25 protein-coding genes are annotated in these 24875 nt (G+C 64.2%); 15 read left to right on the top strand and 10 right to left on the bottom strand.

Features of this window, described 5'->3' with window-relative positions:
* The first annotated feature begins 60 nt into the window (after nt 1-60).
* Nucleotides 61-1497 carry a sensor domain-containing diguanylate cyclase gene (locus Q6A47_RS04790; RefSeq protein ID WP_304483299.1) on the top strand — a complete coding sequence of 479 codons (1437 nt, stop codon included), beginning with the start codon at nt 61-63 and terminating at the stop codon, nt 1495-1497.
* Here Q6A47_RS04790 and Q6A47_RS04785 read toward each other — a convergent pair.
* Nucleotides 1494-3626, bottom strand: coding sequence for a TonB-dependent siderophore receptor (locus tag Q6A47_RS04785; protein WP_304483298.1), 2133 nt, complete (start codon nt 3624-3626; stop codon nt 1494-1496). The genes Q6A47_RS04790 and Q6A47_RS04785 overlap by 4 nt on opposite strands.
* 474 nt (nt 3627-4100) lie before the next feature.
* On the opposite strand from Q6A47_RS04785, the gene Q6A47_RS04780 reads away from it, so the two are divergent.
* Genes Q6A47_RS04780 through Q6A47_RS04760 form a run of 5 tightly spaced genes read left to right on the top strand, consistent with a single transcriptional unit; the run spans nt 4101 to nt 10396 of the window.
* Entirely contained in the window at nt 4101-5558 is a 1458-nt protein-coding gene (locus tag Q6A47_RS04780; protein WP_039579134.1) for a serralysin family metalloprotease, read from the top strand.
* A 55-nt stretch (nt 5559-5613) separates the two neighbouring features.
* Nucleotides 5614-5994 carry an AprI/Inh family metalloprotease inhibitor gene (locus tag Q6A47_RS04775; RefSeq protein ID WP_304483296.1) on the top strand — a complete coding sequence of 127 codons (381 nt, stop codon included), beginning with the start codon at nt 5614-5616 and terminating at the stop codon, nt 5992-5994.
* A 34-nt stretch (nt 5995-6028) separates the two neighbouring features.
* On the top strand, nt 6029-7750 hold the full coding sequence (locus Q6A47_RS04770) for a type I secretion system permease/ATPase (protein WP_039579131.1): 1722 nt from the start codon (nt 6029-6031) through the stop codon (nt 7748-7750).
* Nucleotides 7747-9039, top strand: coding sequence for an HlyD family type I secretion periplasmic adaptor subunit (locus Q6A47_RS04765; RefSeq protein WP_304483295.1), 1293 nt, complete (start codon nt 7747-7749; stop codon nt 9037-9039). The genes Q6A47_RS04770 and Q6A47_RS04765 overlap by 4 nt, the downstream gene beginning before the upstream one ends.
* A 10-nt stretch (nt 9040-9049) precedes the next feature.
* Nucleotides 9050-10396, top strand: coding sequence for a TolC family outer membrane protein (locus Q6A47_RS04760; RefSeq protein ID WP_304483294.1), 1347 nt, complete (start codon nt 9050-9052; stop codon nt 10394-10396).
* A 6-nt stretch (nt 10397-10402) separates the two neighbouring features.
* Here the strand turns inward: Q6A47_RS04760 and Q6A47_RS04755 are convergent, their stop codons facing one another.
* Both Q6A47_RS04755 and Q6A47_RS04750 read right to left on the bottom strand, forming a co-directional pair.
* Nucleotides 10403-10885 (bottom strand): GreA/GreB family elongation factor, encoded by a 483-nt coding sequence (locus Q6A47_RS04755; RefSeq protein WP_039579123.1) that lies wholly within the window; start codon nt 10883-10885, stop codon nt 10403-10405.
* A gap of 2 nt (nt 10886-10887) precedes the next feature.
* Nucleotides 10888-11277 (bottom strand): hypothetical protein, encoded by a 390-nt coding sequence (locus tag Q6A47_RS04750; protein WP_304483292.1) that lies wholly within the window; start codon nt 11275-11277, stop codon nt 10888-10890.
* A gap of 186 nt (nt 11278-11463) precedes the next feature.
* Between Q6A47_RS04750 and earP the strand changes: the two genes are divergently transcribed.
* Both earP and efp read left to right on the top strand, forming a co-directional pair.
* Nucleotides 11464-12594: an elongation factor P maturation arginine rhamnosyltransferase EarP gene (gene earP, locus Q6A47_RS04745; protein WP_304483512.1), complete on the top strand. Its 1131-nt coding sequence runs from the start codon at nt 11464-11466 to the stop codon at nt 12592-12594.
* Between the two features lie 48 nt (nt 12595-12642).
* Nucleotides 12643-13212 (top strand): elongation factor P, encoded by a 570-nt coding sequence (gene efp, locus Q6A47_RS04740; protein WP_029613941.1) that lies wholly within the window; start codon nt 12643-12645, stop codon nt 13210-13212.
* A 70-nt stretch (nt 13213-13282) separates the two neighbouring features.
* On the opposite strand, the gene Q6A47_RS04735 is transcribed toward efp, so the two are convergent.
* The 3 genes from Q6A47_RS04735 to Q6A47_RS04725 form a co-directional block, all read right to left on the bottom strand.
* Entirely contained in the window at nt 13283-13711 is a 429-nt protein-coding gene (locus Q6A47_RS04735; protein WP_304483290.1) for an organic hydroperoxide resistance protein, read from the bottom strand.
* 114 nt (nt 13712-13825) lie between these two features.
* On the bottom strand, nt 13826-14281 hold the full coding sequence (locus Q6A47_RS04730; protein WP_304483289.1) for a MarR family winged helix-turn-helix transcriptional regulator: 456 nt from the start codon (nt 14279-14281) through the stop codon (nt 13826-13828).
* A 57-nt stretch (nt 14282-14338) separates the two neighbouring features.
* Nucleotides 14339-15292 (bottom strand): LysR family transcriptional regulator, encoded by a 954-nt coding sequence (locus tag Q6A47_RS04725; RefSeq protein WP_304483287.1) that lies wholly within the window; start codon nt 15290-15292, stop codon nt 14339-14341.
* Between the two features lie 114 nt (nt 15293-15406).
* Between Q6A47_RS04725 and Q6A47_RS04720 the strand changes: the two genes are divergently transcribed.
* Entirely contained in the window at nt 15407-16156 is a 750-nt protein-coding gene (locus Q6A47_RS04720) for a sulfite exporter TauE/SafE family protein (RefSeq protein ID WP_304483285.1), read from the top strand.
* Here Q6A47_RS04720 and Q6A47_RS04715 read toward each other — a convergent pair.
* From Q6A47_RS04715 to Q6A47_RS04700, 4 genes are all read right to left on the bottom strand, one after another.
* Entirely contained in the window at nt 16153-16830 is a 678-nt protein-coding gene (locus tag Q6A47_RS04715; protein ID WP_039579112.1) for a response regulator transcription factor, read from the bottom strand. The two genes, Q6A47_RS04720 and Q6A47_RS04715, sit on opposite strands and share 4 nt — an antisense overlap.
* Before the next feature lie 7 nt (nt 16831-16837).
* A complete protein-coding gene (locus Q6A47_RS04710) occupies nt 16838-17215 on the bottom strand; it encodes an SH3 domain-containing protein (protein WP_304483284.1) in 378 nt (125 codons plus the stop codon).
* Between the two features lie 115 nt (nt 17216-17330).
* Nucleotides 17331-17630: a YciI family protein gene (locus tag Q6A47_RS04705; RefSeq protein WP_304483283.1), complete on the bottom strand. Its 300-nt coding sequence runs from the start codon at nt 17628-17630 to the stop codon at nt 17331-17333.
* Between the two features lies 1 nt (nt 17631).
* A complete protein-coding gene (locus tag Q6A47_RS04700; protein WP_029614291.1) occupies nt 17632-18228 on the bottom strand; it encodes a septation protein A in 597 nt (198 codons plus the stop codon).
* Between the two features lie 67 nt (nt 18229-18295).
* Here Q6A47_RS04700 and Q6A47_RS04695 point away from each other — a divergent pair, with 67 nt between their 5' ends.
* The 6 genes from Q6A47_RS04695 to Q6A47_RS04670 all read left to right on the top strand — a co-directional run bounded on the left by Q6A47_RS04695 (nt 18296) and on the right by Q6A47_RS04670 (nt 24727).
* On the top strand, nt 18296-19156 hold the full coding sequence (locus tag Q6A47_RS04695; protein ID WP_295482511.1) for a PHP domain-containing protein: 861 nt from the start codon (nt 18296-18298) through the stop codon (nt 19154-19156).
* A gap of 13 nt (nt 19157-19169) precedes the next feature.
* The gene (locus tag Q6A47_RS04690; protein ID WP_304483511.1) at nt 19170-19799 is read left to right on the top strand and encodes an L-threonylcarbamoyladenylate synthase; all 630 of its coding nucleotides are present in this window, start codon (nt 19170-19172) and stop codon (nt 19797-19799) included.
* Nucleotides 19796-20623 (top strand): segregation and condensation protein A, encoded by an 828-nt coding sequence (locus tag Q6A47_RS04685; RefSeq protein ID WP_116888690.1) that lies wholly within the window; start codon nt 19796-19798, stop codon nt 20621-20623. The genes Q6A47_RS04690 and Q6A47_RS04685 overlap by 4 nt, the downstream gene beginning before the upstream one ends.
* 16 nt (nt 20624-20639) lie before the next feature.
* Entirely contained in the window at nt 20640-21404 is a 765-nt protein-coding gene (gene scpB / locus Q6A47_RS04680) for an SMC-Scp complex subunit ScpB (RefSeq protein ID WP_116888689.1), read from the top strand.
* A gap of 168 nt (nt 21405-21572) precedes the next feature.
* The gene (gene rluB / locus Q6A47_RS04675; RefSeq protein ID WP_304483282.1) at nt 21573-22655 is read left to right on the top strand and encodes a 23S rRNA pseudouridine(2605) synthase RluB; all 1083 of its coding nucleotides are present in this window, start codon (nt 21573-21575) and stop codon (nt 22653-22655) included.
* Nucleotides 22656-23305: 650 nt separating this feature from the next.
* Nucleotides 23306-24727, top strand: a complete 1422-nt coding sequence (locus tag Q6A47_RS04670) for an amino acid permease (RefSeq protein ID WP_304483281.1) — start codon at nt 23306-23308, stop codon at nt 24725-24727.
* Nucleotides 24728-24875: the final 148 nt, after the last annotated feature.

Genomic DNA, 24875 nt, shown 5'->3' with positions numbered 1-24875 from the left:
ATAGCGTTGTTTTCCGACAGAATCGGTCGCAGCCCTGGGTCGCGAGTGGATTGCCTCATGATGAGCTTCGTTCGAGCCGGACGCTGGTTGCGCTGGAGCCTGCCGCTCCTGGCCTTCACCGGCTTCTTCCTGCTCGGCTGGATTCTGTTGGAGCGTTTCGACGAGGACGCTCGACGCCTCGAACAGGTGCGCACCGGCGAGGTGGCGACTACCTTTGCGGTGGCGGTGGAAAAAGTGCTTGAGCGGGCGCTGACCGCCAATCGCACGCTGGCGGTGATGGTCTATCAGGGTCACGGCCAAGTGCCGGATTTCCCCGCCCTCGCGCATTTTCTGCTGCCGCTGTACAAGGGCGCCTACGCGTTCTCACTGGCCCCCGAGGGCATCATCCGCCAGATCGAGCCGCTGGACCGCAACCTGATCGTGCGCGATCACGATCTGCTGGAGTTCTATGACCGCAAGCAGGTACTGGCTGCGCTGGACCCTGTGGCGCCGCGTCTTCAGTTCACCGGTCCCTTCACCCTGATCCAGGGACCTTTGGGCGCCATTGGCATGCTCCCGGTCTTTCTGCCGGATTCAAACGGAACACCACGCTTTTGGGGGTACACGGTGGTCACCCTGGTGCTGCCCGAAGCCCTGGAAGATGCCAACCTGCCAGCCATCGAGGCTCAAGGCTACGCCTACGCGCTGTCGGGCCTGGATGCCGAGACCGGCGAGCGTCGCGTGCTGCTGCGCTCGCCAGGTGATCTGGTCGACGGGCTGTGTCGCGATGTCAGGATCGGTACCACGGTATGGAATCTGTGTGTGGCGCCGCTGCACGCCACAGCCGCAGATGCCCGGCACTACTTCGAGTTCGGACTGATCCTGCTGGGCAGCGGCTCGGTCGCCTGGCTGATGCATGCCTTGCTGAGCCTGCGCCAGCGCCGCGCCGAACTGCTGCGCCAGGCGCTGATCGATCCACTCACCGGGCTGGCCAACCGAAGGCTGATGCTACGGCGCCTGGAGCAGGCCGAGCAGCGCAGCCATCGGCAAGGCAAGCGCTTCGCCCTGGCGCTGCTGGACCTGGACGGTTTCAAGGGCGTCAATGACCGTTTCGGCCACGCTCAGGGTGATCGGGTGCTGATCACGGTTGCCCAGCGTTTGCTGGGCAAGGTGCGCGGTTCAGACACGTTGGCGCGGCTGGGGGGCGATGAGTTCGTGCTGATCATGGAGGACCTGTCCGGGCGCCCTGAATGCCGCATGATCCTCGATCGGGTGATCGCTGCCGTGCGCGAGCCGATTGCCTTGGAAGGTGGCAGCGCTCAAGTGCGCGCCAGCGTCGGTGTGATCCTCTGCGAAGACGCCAGCGACACCGACAGCGACAGCCTGCTCAGGGCGGCGGATGCCGCGATGTACCACGCTAAGCACCTGGGCAAGGACCGCTATGTGTTCGCCGACGAGTTCGAAGCGCCCGTGCAGGACAGCGCTTGGGAGAGCTGTCCGCGTCCGCAAGCGCCCTAGAAGCTGACCGACGCCGACAGCCTGGCGGTACGCGGCGCGCCCTGGAACAGGTAGTCATCGCCCAGGTAATCGCCGACGTCGCGCCAGTAGCGTTTGTCGAACAGGTTATCGACGCTCAAGCGCACGACCGTGTCGTAGTCGCCGATACGGGTGCGATAACGGCTACCCACATCGAATACGGTGTAGCCGCCCACGGCCACGTTACCCGCCTGACTGGCGTACTTGCTGGCGCTGTAGCGAGCGCCGCCGAGCAGCGCCAGGCCGGGCAGCGGCAAGCTGTATTCGGCCTGCAACGCAGCGCGAAGGCGTGGCACGTTGATCGCCTGGTGACCCTCGTAGGCGTCGGTGCCTGTGTCGTTCACCCGCGCCCGGATGGCCGCCGCACTGGCATGCAGTTGCAGGTTGGCGGTGACCCAACCGCTGGCCCCCAGCTCCAGGCCGGTGTTCTTTTGCTGCCCCTGCTGCACGTAGAGCGGCGCGGCGCCGTCTCCGGGCTTGGCGTACTGGTAGGCCTGACGGATCTGGAACAGCGCTGCGCTCAGGCTCACGCCCTGCCAGTCACGCTTGATACCCACCTCCAACTGGCGTGACAGGGTCGGCGCGAGGATCTCGGCGGCGTTGCTGGCGAACCAAGGCGCGGTGTCGCCGGCTGACAGGCCCTTGGACCAGCTGGCGTAGAGGGTGGTGTCGGCCTGCGGTTTGTAGATCAGCGCGACGTTGGGCAACAACTGGTACTGCCGTGTGTGGCGGTCAGGCGTGCCGGTCTCGTCCCAGGTCTTCTCGTCCAGGCGCACTTCGCGCGCGCCGAGCACGGTCTGCCAGTGTTCATCGAAGCGGATGCGGTCGCTGAAGAACAGGCCGTACTGGCGACTGTCCAGGCGGCGTTCGCTGTGCCCCACCGGCTTGTCCGAAGGGGCGAGGGCGGGTGCGCCAGTGTCGATGTTGCCGGTGCCCAGCCACTCGTTGTAGTAAGGGCGCTGATCCACGGTGCGCCGCTGGGCGCTGCTGCCCAGGGTCAGCTCGTGGTCGAGGCCCAGGGCCTGGAAGCGTCCATCGAGGGTGGCCTGCAGGGCGTCCACACGCCGGGTGTCGTCGGGGCTGCGGTAGTCGTAGATACCGTAATCACCGTTGCGGGCGAACACGGCGCCAGCGTCCGAGCCCCAGGCGAAGGCGCTGTAGTCGTCGATCACCACCTGGCTGCGCGACGCGCTCAACGCACCGCTCCAGGTGTCGCTGAAGCGGTATTCGAAGCGACCGCCCAGGTTCAGCGAATCGTTCTGCACCGGCTTTGCCCACGACTGATAGGCCAGGCGATCCCGCGGGTTGACGCCGTGCGGCACCTCGCTACCCCCCAGCAACTGGTAACCCGGTACCGAGCGCTGTTCACGGTGCTGGTATTCAGCATCCAGTTGCAGCGTGGCATTGGCGTTGATCTGCCAGTCGAAGGCCAACGAGGCGAAGTCGCGCCTGCCGTCGGCGTGGTCGACGTAGTTGCGCAGGTCTTCATGGGCCAGGTTGGCGCGCAGACCGAACTGCTTCTGCTCACCGAACCAGCCGCCCAGGTCGGTGGCCAGGTAGCGCTCGCCTTGGTCGTTGGTCGAGACGGTGACGCTGCGCACGTCCTCGGTGCGCTTGGTCACGTAGTTGATCAGCCCGCCGGGTTCGGAGACGCCGCTCTGCAGCCCCGACAGACCCTTGAGCAGTTCGACCTGCTGCTTGTTCTCCAGCGCCACGTTCTGCTCGCCGGCGATGGTCTGGCCGTTGATTCGGTAGCTGTTGGCCGCGTCGAGGCTGAAGCCACGCACGTTGAAGTTCTCGTAGTAGCCGATGGGCGCATAGCTCTCGCCGACCGAGGCATCGCTTTGCAGCACTTGGCTGAGCAGACGCACTTGGCGATCGTCGAGCAGTTGGCGGCTGAACACGCTGACCGAGGCGGGGGTGTCGAGCAGTGGGGCCGCTTGCCAGCCGCCAACCTGCGCTTGATCGGCCTGGTAGCCGGCGTCCGTCGCCCGTTCGCTGATCTGCACCGGTGCCAGGTTGACCGGTTCTGCGCCATGGCCAGGGCAGGCGTGCAGCGCAACCCCCAGGCCCAACAGGCCGAAGGGCAGACGAGAACGAAGCGGGGTCATGCGAGGCTCCTTGGAAGCGGGCAGGGCGGGGAGGGCAAAAAGGGCGACATGGTAGCAGGGCGGCTCGATGTCGGGTGGCCGAGCCTGAACCGGTCGGAGCCGACGACGGACAGCGCGCGTCTTTGAATTCAAACGAATAGCGATAGCGCTGTTTTACCGATGCGCCACACGCGTTGTAATTCATGTCGCTTTTTTATAATAAAACTTCCCGGACGCGCATAATGAACGGCCAGTCATTATTTGAATAAATCGTTCTGCACTGCCCTAATAATTCGCGACTGTTTGCGCAAATAACCCAGAACTTCGACGTGGTTGGCAATTCGTATAACGCACGCCAAAAAAAGACTGGACATTAAGTTTCAGGGTGTGTCAGTTTTTTTACGCCTCATAAGGGCGAGTGACAGGATGCTCTCGCCAAATGCTTGAGCGTTCCTGTCGAACTTCAATCATTTCCGCAAACAAGGAAGTGTCTGCATGTCGAATGTCAATGCTAAGGCCCTGTACGCTGCTGCCTCGGCGCTGCAGCCCAACGGTCCCAGTTCAGCTTTCGGGCTGATCAACGGCTTCGCCCACCAGTACGATCGCGGTGGTGCGAAGATCAATGGCAAACCGTCGTTCACCGTCGACCAGGCAGCGACCCAGCTGCTGCGTGACGGCGCGTCCTGGAAGGACCTGAACAAGGACGGCACCATCAGCCTCACCTACACCTTCCTGAGCAAAGCGCCGTCTGACTTCGTCAGCCGCGGCCTGGGCACCTTCAGTCAGTTCAACACCCAGCAGAAGGCCCAGGCCAAGCTCGCCATGCAGTCCTGGGCGGACGTGGCCAAGGTCACCTTCACCGAGTCGGCCTCAGGTGGCGACGGTCACATGACCTTCGGCAACTACAGCGCCAACGACGGCGGCGCGGCCTTCGCCTACCTGCCGTTCGACGGCGCCGGGTCGCACAAGGGTGAGTCGTGGTACCTGGTCAACAACGGCTACCAGGTCAACATCAGCCCGGACACGGGCAACTACGGTCGCCAGACCTTGACCCACGAGATCGGCCACACCCTGGGCCTGTCCCATCCCGGCGACTACAACGCCGGCCAGGGCAACCCGAGCTACCGTGACGCTTCGTACGCCCAGGACACCCGCGGCTACAGCGTGATGAGCTACTGGAGCGAGAGCAACACCGCGCAGAACTTCGTCAAAGGCGGTGGCCAGTACTATGCCTCGGCGCCTTTGATCGACGACATCGCGGCGATCCAGAAGCTCTACGGCGCCAACTACGCCACCCGCTCGGGCGACACCGTGTACGGGTTCAACTCCACGGCCGATCGCGATTTCTACTCGGCCACCTCGGCTTCGTCCAAGCTGGTGTTCACTGTGTGGGACGGTGGCGGCAACGATACCCTGGACTTCTCCGGGTTCACCCAGAACCAGAAGATCAACCTCAACGAAGCCTCGTTCTCCGACGTGGGGGGGATGGTCGGCAACGTCTCGATCGCCAAGGGCGTGACCGTGGAAAACGCCATAGGCGGTTCGGGCAACGACCTGCTGATCGGCAACGCGGTGGCCAACGTGCTCAAGGGCGGTGCCGGCAACGACATCATCTACGGCGGCGGCGGGGCGGACGTGCTCTGGGGCGGTAGCGGCGCAGACACCTTCGTCTATGGCGCAGTCAGCGATTCCACGGCCAAGGCGCCGGACCGGATCATGGATTTCGCCAGCGGTCAGGACAAGATCGACCTGTCGGCCATCCCGGCCTTCGCCCAGAGCAAGTTGCCACTGGCCTTCGTCAACAGCTTCAGCGGCCATGCCGGCGAAGCGGTGCTCAGCTATGACCAGGCCACCAACCTGGGCAGCCTGGCCATCGACTTCACCGGTAACAGCCAGGTTGATTTCCTGGTGACTACCGTGGGTCAGGCGGTCGCCACGGACATCGTGGTCTGACCTGACGGGGCGGCCCGTGCAGGCTGCGGGTCGCCCTCGCCACGGAGGTGGACGAATGCGAGCAGTCAACCCCATGATCGCGCTAGGCGCGATCGTCCTGATATCGATGACCGAGGTAGGTATGGCGAGCAGCCTGCTACTCCCCAGCGCGGCGCAACTGGCCGGGCGCTGGCAGCTTTATCCGCAACCACGTCCGGCCGAGGGCTGCGCCCTGCGCCTGGAGGCCGAGCAAGGCACCCTGGACGGCGACCTGGCCTGCGCCCAGGCCCTGCTGGGTCTGCGTCCCGGCAGTTGGTTGGTGACGCCCGACACGCTGGCCCTGGTGGGGGCCGATGGCAGCACCGTAGTGCATTTCAGCCGCCAACAGGTAGACCGCTATACCGGCACTGTGCCGGGCGGTGAGGTGTTGGTACTGGAGCGTCTGGATAATAACTAACCAGGCCAAGTTGCAACGGTAATAAGGGCGAAACATGAAACTTCCGAGCCATCAGCCCGGTGCACTTCTGTGGGCGGCACTTGCCGAATTCAAATCGACCTTGATCAGTGTTGGCTGTTTTACCGCCTTGATCAATGTTCTCATGCTGGTGCCGTCGATCTATATGTTGCAAGTGTACGACCGTGTACTGACTTCGCAGAATCCCACGACGTTATGGATGTTGACCCTGATGGTCGTGGGCTTCTTCTTTTATATGGGCGTGCTGGAGGCAGTGCGCAGTTTCATCGTGATTCGAGTGGGTTATCGGTTGGAACAGCGGTTCAACTTGACCCTCTATCGCGCCGCCTTCGAGCGTAACTTGCGCCAGGGTGACGGGGCGGCGGGGCAAGCCCTGACCGACATGACCCAGGTGCGCCAGTTCGTCACCGGTCCGGCTTTGTTCGCCTTCTTCGACGCGCCCTGGTTTCCGGTGTACTTGGCCGTGATCTTCCTGTTCAACGTCTGGCTGGGCGTGCTCGCCAGTGCCGGCGCCTTGTTGCTGGTGCTGCTGGCGGTGCTCAACGAGCGCTTGACTCAACGCCCCTTGGCCGAGGCCAGCGGCTTGCAGCAGCAGTCCAGCAGCCTGGCCGCCAGCCAGTTGCTCAACGCCGAGAGCATCCAGGCCATGGGCATGCTCGGCGTCCTGCGCCAACGCTGGTTCGCCCTGCACAGCCGTTTTCTCACGCTGCAGAACCAGGCCAGCGACACCTCTGCGGTGATCACTGCGACCAGCAAGGCCCTACGCCTGTGCTTGCAGTCGTTGGTGCTGGGACTCGGTGCCTTGCTGGTGATCGAAGGGCAGATGACGCCCGGCATGATGATCGCCGGCTCGATCCTGATGGGACGGGTGCTGGCGCCGATCGACCAGCTCATCGCTGTGTGGAAGCAATGGAGCGGTGCGCAGTTGGCCTACCGGCGTCTGGATGCGCTGCTGCGCGAGCACCCCGAACCGCCGGCACCGATGCCACTGCCCACGCCGCTTGGGCAATTGACGGTGGAGCAGGTCAGCGCTGGACCGCCCGGTCGCCAGCAGGCCACGCTGCAGCAGGTCAGCTTTGCGCTGGCGCCGGGTGAGGTGCTGGGTGTGCTGGGCGCCTCGGGCTCGGGCAAGTCGACGTTGGCGCGTTTGCTGGTCGGTGTCTGGCAGCCATTGGCCGGTCATGTTCGCCTGGACGGCGCCGAGCTGCGCCAGTGGGATCGGGAGGCGCTCGGCCCGCACATTGGCTATTTGCCCCAGAGTATCGAACTGCTGCGCGGCAGCATCGCCGAGAACATTGCCCGCTTCGGCGAGCTCGACGGCCTCAAGGTGGTGGAGGCCGCGCGCCTGGCGGGGGTCCATGAATTGATCCTGCGCCTGCCGCACGGCTACGACACCCGCTTGGGCGAAGGCGGCGCCGACCTCTCCGGTGGCCAGAAGCAGCGCATCGCGCTGGCGCGGGCGCTGTACGGCCATCCGTGCCTGGTGGTGCTCGACGAGCCTAATTCCAACCTGGACAGCCTCGGCGAGGCGGCATTGGCCAATGCCTTGGTCCAGCTCAAGGCGCTGGGGCGCAGCGTGGTACTGGTGACCCATCGCAGCGCGGCGCTGGGCCAGGCCGACAAGCTGCTGGTGATGAACGAGGGGCGGATGCAGGTGTTCGGCCCAGCACGTGAGGTGCTCCAGGCCTTGGGCCAGGGCGCGGTGCATCGTCCGCTGCAGGCCGGAGGTGGCGCATGAGCCGTTCGATGCGCGATTCAGGTTTCTATGTACGCCTGGGCTGGCTGCTGACCCTGCTCGGCTTTGGCGGGTTCATGCTCTGGGCCAGCCTGGCGCCGCTCGATCAGGGCGTGACGGTGCCTGGCACCGTGGTGGTGTCCGGCAAGCGCAAGGCGGTGCAGTCGATGGCGGCGGGCGTGGTCAGTCGCATTCTGGTCAGCGAAGGGCAGGCGGTGCGCCAAGGCGAGCCGCTGCTGCGTCTGGACCGGACCCAGGTGCAGGCCGATGTCGAGGCCTTGCAGGCCCAGTACCGCATGGCCCAGGCCAGCCTGGCGCGGTGGCGCGGCGAGCGTGACAATGCGCAGCAGGTGCAATTTCCGGCCGAACTGAACGAGGCATCCGACCCGCAGTTGGGACTGGTGCTCGAAGGTCAGCGTCAACTGTTCGAGAGCCGTCGCCAGGCCCTGGCCCGCGAGCAAGGCGCATTGTCGGCGAGCGTCGAGGGCTCGCGGGCGCAGTTGGCCGGTATGCGCCGGGCGCGCGGCGACTTGCAGGCTCAGGCCGACTCCTTGCGCGAGCAGCTCGACAACCTGAGGCCATTGGCTGGCGAGGGCTATATCCCGCGCAATCGGGTGCTGGAGTACCAGCGCCAGTTGTCCCAGGTCCAGCGCGACCTGGCGCAGAATGCCGGCGACAGCGCCCGTCTCGAACAAGGCATCGTCGAAGCCCAGCTCAACCTGCAACAGCGCCGCGAGGAGTACCAGAAGGAGGTGCGCAGCCAGTTGGCCGATGCGCAGGTACGCGCTGCGACGCTGGAGCAGCAACTGAATTCGGCACGTTTCGAACTGCGCCACAGCGAGATCCTGGCGCCGGCCGACGGCATCGCCATCAACCTGGGCGTGCACACCGAAGGCGCGGTAGTGCGGGCGGGCGAGACCCTGCTGGAAATCGTGCCCCAGGGCACGGCCCTGGAAGTGGAGGGGCGTCTGCCGGTGAACCTGGTGGACAAAGTGGCGCCGCAGTTGCCGGTGGACATTCTGTTCACCGCCTTCAACCAGAACCGCACGCCGCGGGTCACTGGCGAAGTGGCGCTGATCTCGGCCGACCAGTTGCTGGACGAGCGCAGCGGCCAACCCTACTACGTGCTGCGCAGCACCGTGAGCGAAGAGGCGTTGACGCGTCTGCAGGGGCTGTCGATCCGCCCCGGCATGCCGGCGGAGCTGTTCGTGCGCACCGGCGAGCGCTCGCTGCTCAACTACCTGTTCAAGCCCCTGCTCGATCGAGCGGGCAGCGCCTTGAGCGAACCTTGAGGACGCTGTGATGAAGTCTTTTGCCACCGGCCTGCTGGCGGCCTGCACACTGTTGCCGGCCTTGGTCCAGGCCGCCATGGGGCCGTTCCAGGTCTACGAGCAGGCGCTGCGCCGAGACCCGACCTACCTGGCGGCCTTCAAGGCCCGCGAGGCGGGCCAGGAGTACCGTGCGATCGGTCGCGCGGGTCTGCTGCCGAACCTGTCCTACAGCTACAACAAAGGCCGCAACGATTCGAAGGCCAGCTACCTGGGTGACGCGCGGCGCACCAGCGAAGATCGGCGCTACGATAGCTACGGCTCGACCTTCATTCTGCAGCAGCCGCTGTTCGACTACGAAGCCTACGCCGCCTATCGCAAAGGCGTGGCCCAGGCCTTGTTCGCCGACGAGAGTTTCCGTGACCAGAGCCAGCAGTTGCTGGTGCGGGTCATGACCAGCTATACCCAGGCGCTGTATGCCCGTGATCAGATCGCCATCAGCGTGGCCAGCAAGCAGGCCTACCGCCAGCAGTTCCAGCAGAACCAGCGGTTGTACCAGGCGGGCGAGGGCACGCGTACCGACATCCTCGAGGCCCAGGCACGTTTCGAGCTGGCCGATGCCGAGGAAATCCAGGCCCGCAACGACGAAGACGCCGCCCTGCGCGAACTCGGTGCGTTGATCGGCGAACCGGCGGTGCACATCGACGATCTGGCGCCGCTGCGCAGCGGCTTCGCCTTGCCGGTGATGGCGCCCACAGGCTTCGAGGCCTGGCAGTCGCTGGCGTTGGAGGGCAACCCCGTGCTCGGCTCGCAGCGCCATGCGCTGGACGTGGCCCGCTACGAAGTCGAGCGCAACCGGGCCGGGCACCAGCCCAAGGTCAATGCCTTCGCCACCTCGCGGCGCCAGGAGTCGGACAGCGGCAACACCTACAACCAGCGTTATGACACCAACACGGTGGGTATCGAAATCAGCCTGCCGCTGTTCGCTGGCGGTGCCGTGAGTGCGTCCACCCGCCAAGCCAGCCGACACCTGGAGCAGGCCGAGTACGAACTCGATGGCAATACCCGCAGCACCCTGATCGAACTGCGTCGGCAATACAACGCCTGCGCCTCTGGCGCCAGCCGCTTGCGCGCCTACGAACGGGCCCTGCAGGCCGCCGAGGCGTTGGTGGCCTCGACGCGCAAGAGCGTGCAGGGCGGGGAGCGGGTCAACCTGGATGTGCTCAATGCCGAGCAGCAGTTGTCCACCACTCGACGCGATCTGGCCCGGGCGCGTTACGACTACCTGCTGGCGTGGATCAAGCTGCACTATCAGGCCGGCACGCTGAGCGAGGCGCAGTTGGCTCGGGTGGACGAGGCTTTCGTGGCCAGCGGCGGGTAGGGCGGCTCAGTCGACCTCGACCACGCACTGCACCTGCGCGGTGCCGGCGAGCATCAGGGTGACTTCGTCGTCGAGTCGCTTGCCGAGCAGTTGCAGGCCCAACGGCGAGCGCGGGGTGATCACGGTGACCTGTGCATCGCCTTCGCCGATCTTCAGGCCTGCACCCTCAGGTCCGAGGAACAGGCACTGGCGAGTGCCCTGCTCATCTTCGAGGGTGACCCTATTGCTCACCTGGATACCTCGCACGGGGTCGTAGTCGCGCAGCAGCAGTTGCTGATAGCTCACCAGCGCCTGGCGAATCTCGGCCGTGCGCCGCGCTTGTCCGGTGGCGAGGTAGGAGGCTTCCAGGCCGAGCGTGTCGTACTTGTTCTCGGCGATGTTTTCTTCGGCTGTCGCGGTTTCGTAGGCCGTCTGGGCGGCGCGACGCAGCACCTCGCTGTCGTGCTCGAGGCGTTCGATGATGTGGGCGAGCAGGCAGGCCTTGTCCATGATCAGTTGCAGAACTCCATCACTTTGGCCTGGCTGTTGGCGGTGGGGGCGTTGCGGTTCTGCTGCAACCAGAACTGGCATTTGGGGTTGGCCAGATGGCGCGGATCGGCCTCGATGGCCTGGCGTGCCTGCTGCTCCTGCAGCACCTGCTGGTAACGCTCGAACATCGCCTGCTGAGCGTCTTGTTGCGCGGGCGCTGGTGGGGTTGGCCCTGGCGCAACGCGTGCCGGCGCCACGGCGCGTGCCAACGGCTCGACCTGCGCCGGCCAGAGATGCCAGACCAGCCCTACGCTCAAGCCAACGGCCACCGCCCCAAGCCATAGGCCCAAGGCAATGCTCAGGACCAACTGCACAGGGCTAAGCGTGATCTTCACTGCGCGACGACGATTCATCGTGGCTTCCTGGAAAAGAGAATGACCCCTCGATTGTCGCACGACCACGCATCGGCACCCACACTCGAACCAGAAAACCCGGTGAGGACTGCGCCCACAAGCAACGCTTTCCCCCTCGTCCCTTTACCGCCAGAATACCCGGCCCCCAATCCGCCGCTATCGAGAATGACCATGCAGCACGCGCCCTTGCCGCCCACCTGGGACATCTTCTGCACGGTCATCGACAACTACGGTGATATTGGCGTGACCTGGCGCCTGGCCCGGCAACTGGCCAATGAGCACTCACTGCACGTGCGCCTGTGGGTCGACGATCTCACCGCCTTCACCCGCCTGTGCCCAAGCGCCGACCCGCAAGCCTCACAGCAGTGGCAACAGGGTGTCGACGTGCGTCATTGGGCAAGCGACTGGCCCGCGTGCGCCACTGCCGAGGTGGTCATCGGCGCCTTCGGCTGCCGCCTCCCTGGCCCCTACCTCGACGCGCTGGCGGCACGTCCAACGCCCGCGTTATGGCTGAACCTGGAATACCTCAGCGCCGAAGACTGGGTCGAAGGCTGCCATGGCTTGCCTTCGCCACAGCCCAATGGTCTGCGCACCGTGTTTTTCTTTCCCGGCTTCACGGCCAAGACCGGTGGCCTGCTGCGAGAACGCGATCTCGTCCAGCGCTGCCTGGTCTGGCAGACCGACGACACCGCGCGACAGGCATTCCTGGCCCGGTTGAACGTGCATCCAGCGCCCTCGGCACGGCTGATCTCGCTGTTCGCCTACGAGAACCCGCAGTTGGCCAACTGGCTGGACGCGTTGATCGAAGATGTCCAGCCCACGCACTTGCTGGTGCCAGAGGGACGAATTCTCGCCGACCTCAATGTCTGGTTCGGCGAAGCCTTGGCCGTGGGGGATGTACGCCGTCGCGGTGGCTTGACGCTTCAGGTACTGCCGTTCGTCAGCCAGCAAGACTACGACCAGTTGCTCTGGTGCTGCGATTTCAACGCCGTGCGCGGTGAGGATTCCTTCGTGCGCGCCCAGTGGGCCGGCCAGCCGTGGCTGTGGCACATCTACATTCAGGATGAGAACGCCCACTGGGAAAAGCTCGAAGCCTTCTTGAAGATCTACCGCCAGGGCCTGTCGGACGAAGCGGCGCAGGCGCTGCTGGCGGTGTGGCGGGCGTGGAACATGGACCGCGACATGGCCCAGGCCTGGCGCGCGTTGCAGCCCCACTGGCCGACACTCCAGGCGCACGCCCGGCAGTGGCGCAGCGCACAGGCCGCTCGACCGGACCTTGCTACAGCGCTGGTACAGTTTTATCGAAATTGGCTATGATACGCGGCCTCGATTTTTATAAATCCATCCAGATTCGGATACTGCGTAATGAAAACTGGTAAAGAACTGAAACCCGGCACCGTCCTGCGGATCGACAACGACCCGTGGCTGGTCCAGAAAGCGGAATTCACCAAGTCGGGCCGTAACAGCGCGATCATGAAGACCAAGCTGAAGAACCTGCTGACCGGCTACAAGACCGAGACCGTCTACTTCGCCGACGACAAGCTGGACGACGTGATCCTGGATCGCAAAGAAGCGACCCTGTCGTTCATCAATGGTGACGAATACACCTTCATGGACACCACCGACTACACCATGTACGAGCTGAACGCCGAAGACATCGACGCCGTTCTGCCGTACATCGAAGAAGGCATGGAAGACATCTGCGAAGCCGTCTTCTTCGAAGGCCGTCTGGTGTCGGTCGAACTGCCGACCACCATCAGCCGTAAGGTCGTCTACACCGAGAACGCTGCCCGTGGCGACACCTCCGGCAAGGTCATGAAGCCTGCCAAGCTGGCCAACGGCACCGAGATCCAAGTCGCCGACTTCATCGAAATCGACGAGTGGATCGATATCGATACCCGCGACAACAGCTTCAAAGGCCGCACCAAGAAGTAAGACTTCTGGTGAGCCAATAAAAAACCCGGCGTATGCCGGGTTTTTTGTGTCCGTCAGCAAGGCGGCTGATTCAGACCGTCACGTGCAGGCGCACATCCACGTTGCCACGGGTGGCGTTGGAATAAGGACAGACCTGATGGGCCTTCTCGACCAGCGCCTCGGCGTCCGCCTGGGTCAGGCCGGGGAGGGCGATGTGCAGGTCGATGTCCAGCCCGAAACCACCGGGGATCTGACCAATACCGACCTTGGCGGTGATCGCCGTGTCAGCGGGCAATGCTTGCTTGGCCTGGCCGGCGACGAACTTAAGCGCACCGATGAAACAGGCCGAGTAACCCGCAGCGAACAACTGCTCGGGATTGCTGCCTTCCCCGCCTGCGCCGCCCAGCTCCTTGGGGGTGCTGAGCTTGACCTCGAGCTTGCCATCGCTGGAGCGGGATTGGCCGTCACGGCCGCCGGTGGAAGTCGCTTGTGCAATGTACAGCGCATTGACCTTGTGCATCTTGAGCCTCGCTTGCGTGATGAGCGCCGGAGCGCGATGGGGTGTGGCTATTAATTTAGTTCGCAATTATTTTGCGCGCAATATAATTTTCACGCCATTCGTCCGGTTGCTCGCTCACAGGCTCTTTTGCAGGCTCTCGCGCAATTCCAGTAATTCAGCCTGCAATTTCTGCAGGCGCTGCACTGTGCGCCCGGAGGCTTCCAGGATGCACTGCGGCACCTTGCGCGCTTGCTCGCGCAGAGTCCGTCCTTTGTCGGTCAGTTCCACCAGCACCACACGCTCATCTTCACGGCTGCGGGTGCGGTTGAGCAGCCCTTCGCTCTCCAGGCGCTTGAGCAAAGGGGTCAACGAACCGGGATCGGTCAGCAGGCGATGGCTGATTTCACCTACGGTGAGCCCGTCCTGCTCCCACAACACGAGCATGGCCAGGTACTGCGGGTAGGTCAGACCCAAGGCTTGCAGCAGAGGCTTGTAGACCTTGGTCATCAGCAACGAGGTGGAATGCAGGGCGAAACACACCTGATTGTTCAGCAGCAGCTCGTCGCACGGGGCGTTGGTGTCGGCGTTCATGCAAGTCCTTGAATGAGTTCGGTTAAGAATCTAGCACGCTGATCGTTAGTGCGCTCACTAACTGCGCAGTCCACTGCGCAGTGCCAGGTCCCAAGGCGGTACCGGGCTGAAGCGGCTCTTGAGGAATTCGAGCAACAAGCGGCTGCGAGAGTTCGTTTCATGTTCGAGTCGCAACGCATAGATGCCGGTGGTTTCCGGTTCTGGCAGGCCGTTTTCGCAAAACAGCGGCTGCAATTCGCCGCGCAGCAGGTACTCGCTGACCAGCCAAGTGGGCAGATGCGCGATGCCGAGGCCGGCCAGGGCGCCGAACAGCAAGGTCTCGGCATTGTTCGCGGTCATGCGCAGGCGGGCAGGGCGATACAGCCGCTGTTGGCCATTCACGGTGAAGCGCCAGGCAAAAGGGGGGGCCAGGCCGTCCCAGTCCAGGCCATCGTGCTGCGGCAGTTCACTGGGGCAGCCGGGTACGCCGCGGCTGGCCAAATAGGCAGGACTGGCGCAGGCGATGCGCACCATCTTGGCTAGAGGGGTCGCCACCAAACGAGTGTCGGCCAGCGTGCCGGCGCGCAGGACCAGGTCGACCTCGCCCAGATGCCCACCGTGCATGTCGACGAAGCTGTCGATCAAGCGCAGTTGCACGTCCAGGCCGGGATAGGCCACCAGAAAGTCGGCAATGGCCGGCGCCAGGTGACGACGGCCGAAGGCGGCGGGTGCGTCCATGCGGATCAGCCCTTCGGGCGCGCTGCTCAACGACACCGCCTCGGCCCGCGCCAGGCGCAGTTCCTCGATGATGCGTCGGGCACGTTCGGCGAACGCGTTGCCCGCCGGGGTCGGGCGCACGGCGTGGGTACTGCGCACGAACAGGCGGCTGCCCAGGGCGTTCTCCAGCGCGTCGATGCGCCGGGCAACGGCCGAGGGGGTCAGCGGATGGCGTCGCGCGGCGGCGGAGAAACTGCCGGTGTGCAACACGTCGAGGAACAGGCTCAGCTGTTCGGTGAGGATATCGGGGCTCATGACAGGTCCTTGCTTGTGCGTGATACGCATAGCCATTGTGCGCTGCTGTGCGTTTCCCTGCCAGGCACGACTGCGTAGCATGCGGGCATCGAGAACGTGGCGCATGAGGGACTGATGATCGAGTGGTTGATGTATGTGCTGTTGGGGACGGTGCTGGGCACCGTTGGCGGGTTGTTCGGGATCGGTGGCGGCCTGATCGCCATTCCCGCCCTGGGTGTGCTATTCGGCCTCGATCAACAACTGGCTCAAGGGACCGCGTTGGTCATGGTGGTGCCGAATGTGCTGCTGGCGCTGTGGCGCTACCATCAGCGTAACCGTATCGAGCTGCGACACGCCGTGCCCTTGGCGCTGTGCAGCTTTGTGTTCGCCTGGCTGGGCTCGATCTGGGCGGTGGGGCTCGATGCGCACGCGATGCGTCTGGGCTTCGTGGCGTTTCTGGTGGCTTTGGCGGTGTGGAACGTGGCGCGCATGTTCATGAAGGTGGCGCCACCGAGCAGCCAGTTACGTTATCCCTGGCCGTGGCTCGGTGTGCTGGGCTGTTTTGCCGGCAGCATGGGCGGGCTGTTCGGGGTCGGCGGGGCCGTGGTGGCCACGCCCCTGTTGACCAGTGTGTTCGGCGCCTCGCAGGTGGTGGCCCAGGGCTTGTCGCTGGCACTGGCGGCGCCCAGTACCCTGGTGACCTTGGTCACCTACGGTGTGCATGGCAGCGTCGACTGGCGCATGGGCGCTGGCTTGGCCATCGGCGGGCTGCTGAGCATCAGCTGGGGCGTGCGGCTGGCCCATGCGCTGCCTGAGAAGGTGCTGCGCACGCTGTTCTGCGTGTTCTTGATCCTGTGCGCGGTGGTGCTGGGGCTGGAGCTCTAGAGGCTGTAGTAATAACCCCGGCTGCGCAGGGCAACGATGCGCGGCCGGCCATCGGCATGGGGGCCGATTTTCTTGCGCAGGTTGCTGACGTGCATGTCCAGGCTGCGGTCGTACAGCGTGAGTTTGCGGCCCAGGGCGAGCTGCGCCAGGGCCTGCTTGTCCAGCGGCTCGCCGGGCTGGCGCAGCAGGGCTTCGAGGATACGGCTCTCCGACAGGGTCAGGCTCATCTCGCGCTGATCGATGCTGACCACGCCGCGCACCGGGCTGAAGATCAGGTCACCGATCTCGACCTGGGTACTGGGCGCAGCCGGATGGCTGCGGCGCAGTACCGCACGCAGGCGGGCGGTGAGCTCGCGTGGATCACACGGCTTGGCCAGGTAATCGTCGGCGCCCAGTTCCAGGCCGAGAATGCGATCCAGCGGTTCGCCACGGGCCGAGAGCATCAACACGGGCAGTTCGGCGTGCTCGCTGCGCAGTTGCTTGAGCAACTCCAAGCCGCTGCCGTCGGGCAGCATCACATCCAGCACCACGGCCGCCGGCGCCTGGGCGGCCAAGGCCTGGCGCGCACTTTCGCCATCGTGGCAGGCGCGGACCGCAAAACCTTCCTGAGTCAGCCAACTGCCGAGCAGCTCGCACAACTCCTGGTCATCATCAATCAGTAACAGCTCGCTCATGACTCACTCAATTCAACCATTGCCGACGTCTTCTGTGTCCGCCGCTGGCTAAGATACCGCACACAGCCGATAACAGTGCAACGCCCGAGCCGATCACGAACCACTGTTGCTGTTCGGTGAGCAGGTGCAGCGGGCCGCTGGCCTGCTGTTTCTGCACGGCTGCCTGCAAACGCTGGTTCTCCTCACGCAGGCGTTCGAGCTGGGTGCTGTCGATTCCCTGGAGTTGTCGGCTCAGCACCGCGCGCTGCTGCTCGCTGGCTTGCAGGCGCTGCTGCAGTTCGCTGACACGTGCATCGGTATCCGTCGAGTGCGGTTGCTCGGCGAGCGCGAGGGGGGAGGACGACAGCAGGCAGCACAGCAGCAGGAACAACGGACCTTGGCGCATCGGAACTCCTGATTCTCTGATTCGATTCAGGAGGTTGTCGGCAGGTGGCCGCGATAGATGAATGTTCAGCAAAAGGCCTGTGCGTCGCAGAGCGTGCGTACAGGCCTGGGGCCGGTCAGGGCAGGACTTGCTTGAACGGCTTGACCACCACTTGCGCGTAGACGCCGGCCGCCACGTAAGGGTCGGCATTCGCCCAGGCCTGGGCCGCGGCCAGCGAGTCGAACTCGGCGACGATCAGGCTGCCGCTGAAGCCTGCCGCCCCGGGATCGTTGCTGTCGACGGCCGGATGCGGGCCGGCCAGCACCACGCGGCCTTCGGCCTTGAGCTGCTGCAGCCGCTCGATGTGCGCGGGGCGTGCGGCCAGGCGCTGTTCCAGGGAGTTTTCGACGTCGCTGGCGATGATGGCGTAGAGCATGTCAGTCCTTGGGTTTGGAAGGGGAGGTGTCGGCGTCGTGCAAATGGCGCGACAGGTAAACGCCCTGGGCGATGAGGAAGACCACGGTCATGCCGAGGCTGCCGAAGACTTTGAAGTCGACCCAGAAGTCCTGGAAGGTGAAGGCGACGAACAGGTTGGCCGCACCGCAGACCAGGAAGAATGCGATCCAGGCCAGGTTCAGGCGGGTCCAGATTACGTCCGGCAGGGTCACGGCGTGGCCCATGATGCGCTTGATCAGGACCCGATCGCCGATGAAATGGCTGCCGGCGAAGGCCAGGGCGAACAGCCAGTTGACCACCGGTGCCTTCCATTTGAGGAAGGTTTCGCTGTGGAAGGCCAGGGTCAGGCCGCCGAACACCAAGCAGGCGACCAGGGTCAGCAATTGGCTCTTTTCCAGCCTGCGCTGGCGCAGGAAGACGGCGCCATAGACCAACACGGAGCTGACGATGAGCATCGCCGTGGCGCTGTAGATACCGCCGAACTCGAAGGTGTGGCCGGCGAATTCCAGCGGTCGCGGGTCCATCTTGTAGACGATGAAGAACAGCAGCAGCGGGATGAAATCGATGAATTGTTTCACAGTGGCAGCCAGAAGCGGGATGTGACGGCATAATAACAAACATCGATTCCGGCGAAAGCGCTCCTCCATGAATGTTGATCTGCACTGTCACAGCACGGCCTCCGACGGCGCCTTGTCGCCCACGGCACTGGTCGCGCGCGCCCATGAACACGGGGTGCGCACGCTGGCGTTGACCGATCACGATACCCTCGAAGGCTTGTCGGAGGCGCGTGCCGCCTGCCTGGAGCGGGGCCTGCAGTGGGTCAGCGGTGTCGAACTGTCGTGCACCTGGGGTGGGGCCACCATTCATGTGCTGGGTTACGATTTTGCGCTCGATGCGCCGCCTCTGCTCGAGGCCATCGAACAACTGCATCGCGGTCGCTGGATGCGCGCCGAGGACATCGCCCGACGCCTGGCGGCCAAGGGTATGCCCGATGCCCTCGACGGGGCCCGGGCGGTGCAACAGGCGTTGGGCGACAGCCAGAATGCGCCGGCACGCCCGCATTTTGCCGAATTCCTGGTCCGTGCCGGCTACGTCAAGGACCGCGGCGAGGCGTTTCGCAAGTGGCTGGGCGCCGGCAAACTGGGCGACGTCAAGTTGCACTGGCCGACGCTCGAGGAAACTGTCGCGACCCTTCGTCAGTCAAACGCTTGGGTCAGCCTGGCCCACCCGATGCACTACGAGCTCACCCGCAGCAAGCGCAGGCGCCTGATCGCCGACTATATTCAAGCGGGAGGGCAGGCACTGGAAGTGGTCAATGGGATGATGCCGCCCGAACAGGTGGGCACGATGTCCATTCTGACCCGTGAGTTCGGCCTGCTGGCAAGCGCCGGCAGTGATTTCCACGGCCCCGGCACCTGGGGCGAGATCGGTGCCTACCGGCCCCTGCCCGAGGACCTGCCACCTCTGTGGCGCCGATTCCATCATGAACAGCCTATGGCGGTATGAACAGGACGACGAAGTGAGCCAATTCTTCCAGATTCACCCGGAGAATCCGCAGTCGCGGCTGATTCGTCAGGCCGTGGAGATCATTCGCAAAGGCGGAGTGGTGGTCTATCCGACCGACTCGGCTTATGCCCTGGGTTGTCAGATGGGCGACAAGGCGGCGATCGAGCGCGTCCGGCGTCTGCGAGGCTTGGACAAGACCCACAACTTCACGCTGATGTGCTGCGACATGTCGCAGTTGGGGCTGTATGCCAAGGTCGACACCGGCACCTTCCGCCTGCTCAAGGCCCATGTGCCCGGCCCCTACACGTTCATTCTCAACGGCACCCGCGAGGTGCCGCGTTTGCTACTGCATGAAAAACGCCGCACCATCGGTCTGCGTGTGCCGAACCATGCGATTACCCTGGCGCTGCTGGCCGAGCTTGGCGAGCCCCTGATGAGCGTCAGCCTGATCCTGCCGGGCGACGACGAACCGATGACCGATCCCTACGAAATCCGTGAGCGCCTGGAGCACCACGTCGACCTGGTGATCGACGGTGGATTCGGCGATCTCAAGGCGTCCACCATCATCGATCTGTCCGGCGCCGCGCCGAAGCTGATCCGCGAAGGGTGTGGCGACCCGTCGCCTTTCCTGGTCGACGCGTGAGCCAGGCCGACGCCCCCGAGGCCCTGACGCACGAACCTGAAACGCCGCAGCAATTGCAGTTGGCGCTGGTCTATGGCGAAGCCCTGACCGAGCTGCCCATCGACCTGTATATTCCGCCGGATGCGCTGGAGGTGTTTCTCGAAGCCTTCGAAGGCCCGCTGGACCTGCTGCTGTACCTGATCCGCAAGCAGAACATCGACATCCTCGACATCCCGGTGGCCGAGATCACCCGGCAGTACATGGGCTACGTCGAGTTGATGAAGTCCGTACGCCTGGAACTGGCGGCGGAGTACCTGGTGATGGCCGCCATGCTCGCCGAGATCAAGTCGCGCATGCTGCTGCCGCGCTCCAGTGAAGTCGAGGAAGAAGAGGGCGATCCGCGCGCCGAGCTGATCCGTCGCCTGCAGGAGTACGAGCGCTTCAAGGCTGCCGCCGAGGACATCGACGGCTTGCCGCGCATTGGCCGCGAGGTGCTGGTGCCGCAACTGGAGGCGCCCCAGGCCAAGGTGCGCAAGCTGCTGCCGGAGGTGGCGCTGGAGGAGATCCTGCTGTCCATGGCCGAGGTCATGCGCCGCAACGACCTGTTCGAAAGCCACCAGATCACCCGCGAGACGCTCTCTACCCGCGAGCGCATGAGTCAGGTGCTGGAGCGCTTGAAGGGCGGCGGCTTCGTACCCTTCGTCGAGCTGTTCGAGGCCGAGGAAGGCAAGCTTGGGGTGGTGGTCACCTTCATGGCGATTCTCGAGCTGGTGAAGGAATCGCTGATCGAACTGGTGCAGAATGAGCCGTTCACCCCGATCCATGTCCGAGTCCGCGCCGAGTAACGGTCAAACTACCCCGATGAACCTCAATGAACCCCGCGACCTGGCGTCGCTGATCGAAGCTTTTCTGTTGGCCAGCGGCAAGCCGCAGTCGCTTGAGCGCCTCTACGAGCTGTTCGAGGAGGCCGAGCGGCCGGCGCCGGCCGTGTTCAAGAAGGCGCTGGCAGCCTTGGAGAAATCCTGCGCCGGGCGCGCCTTCGAGCTCAAGGAAGTGGCCAGCGGCTATCGTCTGCAGATCCGCGAAACCTACGCGCCGTGGGTCGGCCGGCTGTGGGAAGAGCGCCCGCAGCGTTACTCCCGCGCGCTGCTGGAGACCCTGGCGCTGATCGCCTACCGTCAACCCATCACCCGCGGGGAGATCGAGGACGTGCGTGGCGTGGCGGTCAACAGCAATATCGTCAAGACGCTGATGGAGCGCGAGTGGATCCGCATCGTCGGCTATCGCGAAGTGCCGGGCCGTCCAGCGATGTTCGCCACTACCAAGGCGTTCCTCGATCACTTCAATCTGCGTAGCCTGGACGAGCTGCCGCCGCTGGCCGAACTGCGGGAAATGGAGCCGCAGGTGCTGGCTGACGACCCGGACGAGGCCCCGGTGCCTGCGCATCTGCAGGCGCTGGCCGACGCCAGCCTCGCCGATGAGGCCCAGGAGGGTGAGCCGAAGGAGCAGACCAGCTTCCGCAGCTTGTTGGTGGAGCTCGACGCGATGGAGGAGGGACTCAAGACCGATTTCGATGATTTGCGCCAGGCCAATGATGCGGTCGAGGCGCCGGAGGACAAGATCTGAGGGCCTGGCACCGGCTGCGCCCATGATCAGGTCGACGTGTTGCATACCGTTGGGAAAAAAACACCTGCGCCCCGATGCATCGCTTGCGTCAACCACGTACAATGCGCGCCCCCTTGGCGCATCCGTCGCCGAATCGCTTTCATACACCGTACACCGGGAGGTGCCCAGATGAGCGACAAAGACCTGCAAGAAACCCAACCCACCCCGCCGTCCGGCGAAAAGCTGCAAAAGGTGCTGGCGCGCATTGGCGTGGGTTCGCGCCGTGACGTCGAAGCCTGGATCAGCCAGGGCCGCATCAAGGTCAACGGCGTCGCTGCCACGCTTGGCCAGCGCGTCGACCTGCACGATGCCATCGCCGTCGATGGCAAGCTGATCAAGCGCGAGGAAGCCGCCGAGGCGACCCGCCGCGTCATCATGTACAACAAGCCCGACGGCGAGATCTGCACCCGTGACGACCCCGAAGGTCGTCCCACCGTGTTCGATCGCCTGCCGCGTCCCAAGGAAGGCCGTTGGATCAACATCGGTCGCCTGGACATCAACACCACCGGCCTGCTGCTGTTCACCACTGATGGCGAGTTGGCCAACCGCCTCATGCACCCCTCCTACGAGATGGACCGCGAATACGCGGTGCGCGTGCGGGGCGAGGTCGATGACGAGATGATCGACCGCCTCAAGGCCGGTGTGATGCTCGAAGACGGCCCGGCCAACTTCACCGACATCCAGAAGGCGCCCGGTGGCGAAGGTTTCAACCACTGGTATCACTGCGTGGTGATGGAAGGTCGCAACCGTGAAGTGCGCCGGTTGTGGGAATCCCAGGGCATGGTGGTCAGCCGCCTCAAGCGTGTGCGCTTCGGCCCGGTATTCCTCAACTCAGACCTGCCGATGGGCCGCTGGCGTGAAATGAGCCAGGGCGAGATCGATATCCTGGCAGCCGAAGTCGGGCTGCAGCCGGTGGCGCTGCCGACCCTCAACCTCAAGGCCAAGGACAAGCTCGAGCGTCTGCAGCGCAAGTCCACCCGACCGCTGGGCCGTGGCGAGCGCGTGCGCAACCTGCGTCCTGCCCAGGAGGCGGGCGAGCGCCAGCCGCGCGAGGCGGCTGAGCGTCCGGCACGTCCAGTACGCGAAGAGGCCCCGCGCAAGGGCAATCGCGGCAGTGCCGTCGCCGAGCGTCCAAGCGAGATGCGTAAGCGTGCGACCAAGCCCGGCGCTGACAAGCCGGCCGGCCGTGGACGCGGCAAGCCACGCGGCTGATCGGTTTGCGCCGTGCATGAGCCAGCCCTCGGGCTGGCTTTTTTGCACCTGCGCAAAGAGCCGGAAAGTTATTACAAGTCCTTGAGCAAAAAGTCTTTTTCCAGCCTGTGGAAGATCTGGTTTCCACCTTGTAAAGAAAAGTGTACGAGTGCTTCGCGCAGGCCTTGAAGAAAACGCCGCATCGGCGCCACCTGTAAAGCCAGCGTTCCGTATCGGGGTGCGTTGGCACGTTTCTGTCTGCATCACGGGCCTTGTCTGACGCGTGCGTTCTCACCGATAGTCCAGCCAGCCCCGTGCACCGCGCAGCCACGATGCTGCGCCCGACAACAATAAATGGAGGCGCCATGTACGCCGATCATCCCGCCTCAGTCGGCCTCTCCCTCAGGACCGCTGCGTTTTGCCCCGAGCAAACCACGCAACGCGTTGATGCCTGCGCGCTCGCAGGGGTATACAATGCGCCGCGTTTTACCTGTGACCCCCTCGCGTACCACGCATTCTCGCCGACACCCGGCTGATCTGCCCCAGGCCCAGCGCCCGGCGCGGCGCCAGGGTCCGAGAACCCAAGGTAACCACCTTGCTTCATTCCGCTGTGCCACGAGCGCTGCGGGTCCGATTCCGTCACAGATAAAAACAAGCAGGTGACTTCGTTCATGAGTGGACAACATTCGCAGCCGTCAGGCGAACTCAAGCGCGGCCTGAAGAACCGCCACATCCAGTTGATCGCCCTGGGCGGTGCCATCGGCACCGGGTTGTTCCTGGGCTCGGCCGGGGTGATGAAATCCGCCGGCCCGTCGATGATTCTCGGTTATGCCATCTGCGGCTTCATCGCCTTCATGATCATGCGCCAACTCGGCGAGATGATCGTCGAGGAGCCGGTGGCAGGCTCATTCAGCCATTTCGCCCACAAGTACTGGGGCGGTTTCGCCGGCTTTCTGTCGGGCTGGAACTGCTGGGTGCTGTATATCCTGGTGGGTATGTCGGAACTGTCGGCGGTCGGCAAGTATGTCCACTACTGGTGGCCGGAGATCCCCACCTGGGTCACGGCGGCGGGTTTCTTCGTGCTGATCAACGCCATCAACCTGATGAACGTCAAGGTGTTCGGCGAGGCTGAGTTCTGGTTCGCGATCATCAAGGTGGTGGCCATCGTCGGCATGATCGCTTTGGGCGCCTACCTGCTCACCAGCGGCAGCGGCGGTCCGGAGGCTTCGGTGAGCAACCTGTGGAGCCACGGCGGTTTCTTCCCCAATGGCGTCAGCGGATTGGTGATGGCATTGGCGATCATCATGTTCTCCTTCGGCGGCCTGGAAATGCTCGGTTTCACCGCTGCCGAAGCCGACAAGCCGAAGACGGTGATTCCCAAGGCGATCAACCAGGTCATCTACCGCATCCTGATCTTCTACATCGGCGCGCTGGTGATCCTGCTGTCGCTGACGCCGTGGAACAGCCTGGTGGCGAGCATCGACGCGTCCGGCGGCAGTTATGGCAGCAGTCCGTTCGTGCAGGTGTTCTCCCTGCTGGGCAGCGACGTGGCGGCGCACCTGCTCAACTTCGTGGTGCTCACTGCCGCATTGTCGGTCTACAACAGTGGCACCTACTGCAATGCGCGCATGCTCTACGGCATGGCCGAGCAGGGCGACGCGCCGGCGGCCCTGGCAAAAATCGACCGTCGTGGCGTTCCCGTCCGGGCGATCCTGGCATCGGCGGCCTTTACCCTGATTGCCGTGCTGCTCAACTATTTCATGCCGCAACAGGCCCTGGAGTTGCTGATGTCGCTGGTCGTAGCGGCGCTGGTGATCAACTGGGCGATGATCAGCTACTCGCACCTCAAGTTCCGTCAGCACCTGGACCGCACGGGCCAGAAACCGCTGTTCAAGGCGCTGTGGTATCCGTATGGCAACTACCTGTGTCTGGCTTTCGTGGTGCTGATCCTGGGCATCATGCTGCAGATTCCAGGGATCCAGATTTCGGTCTACGCGATTCCGGTGTGGTTGCTGGTGATGTACGTGTTCCATGTGATCAAGAGCAAGCGCATGGCGCAGGCGGGCGAGGCGACGCGCAGCGTGGCCGAGTGAAGCGCGGTTGATGCCATCAAACCCGGTGCCAGGTAACGGGTACCGGGTTTTTTGTTGTCTGGGCGAAAGCTAGGCTCTGTTTGAAAAGCCTTGAGACGAAGGTCAGGCAAGGCGAAAACCGCCGAGGAAGCGGAGTTTACGGGTTGTA

The sequence above is a fragment of the Pseudomonas boreofloridensis genome, from assembly GCF_030580795.1.
Classification (GTDB): Bacteria; Pseudomonadota; Gammaproteobacteria; order Pseudomonadales; family Pseudomonadaceae; genus Aquipseudomonas; species Aquipseudomonas boreofloridensis.
The sequence above is the reverse complement of the archived record's forward strand: the minus strand, read 5'-3'. Positions and strand labels throughout refer to the sequence as shown.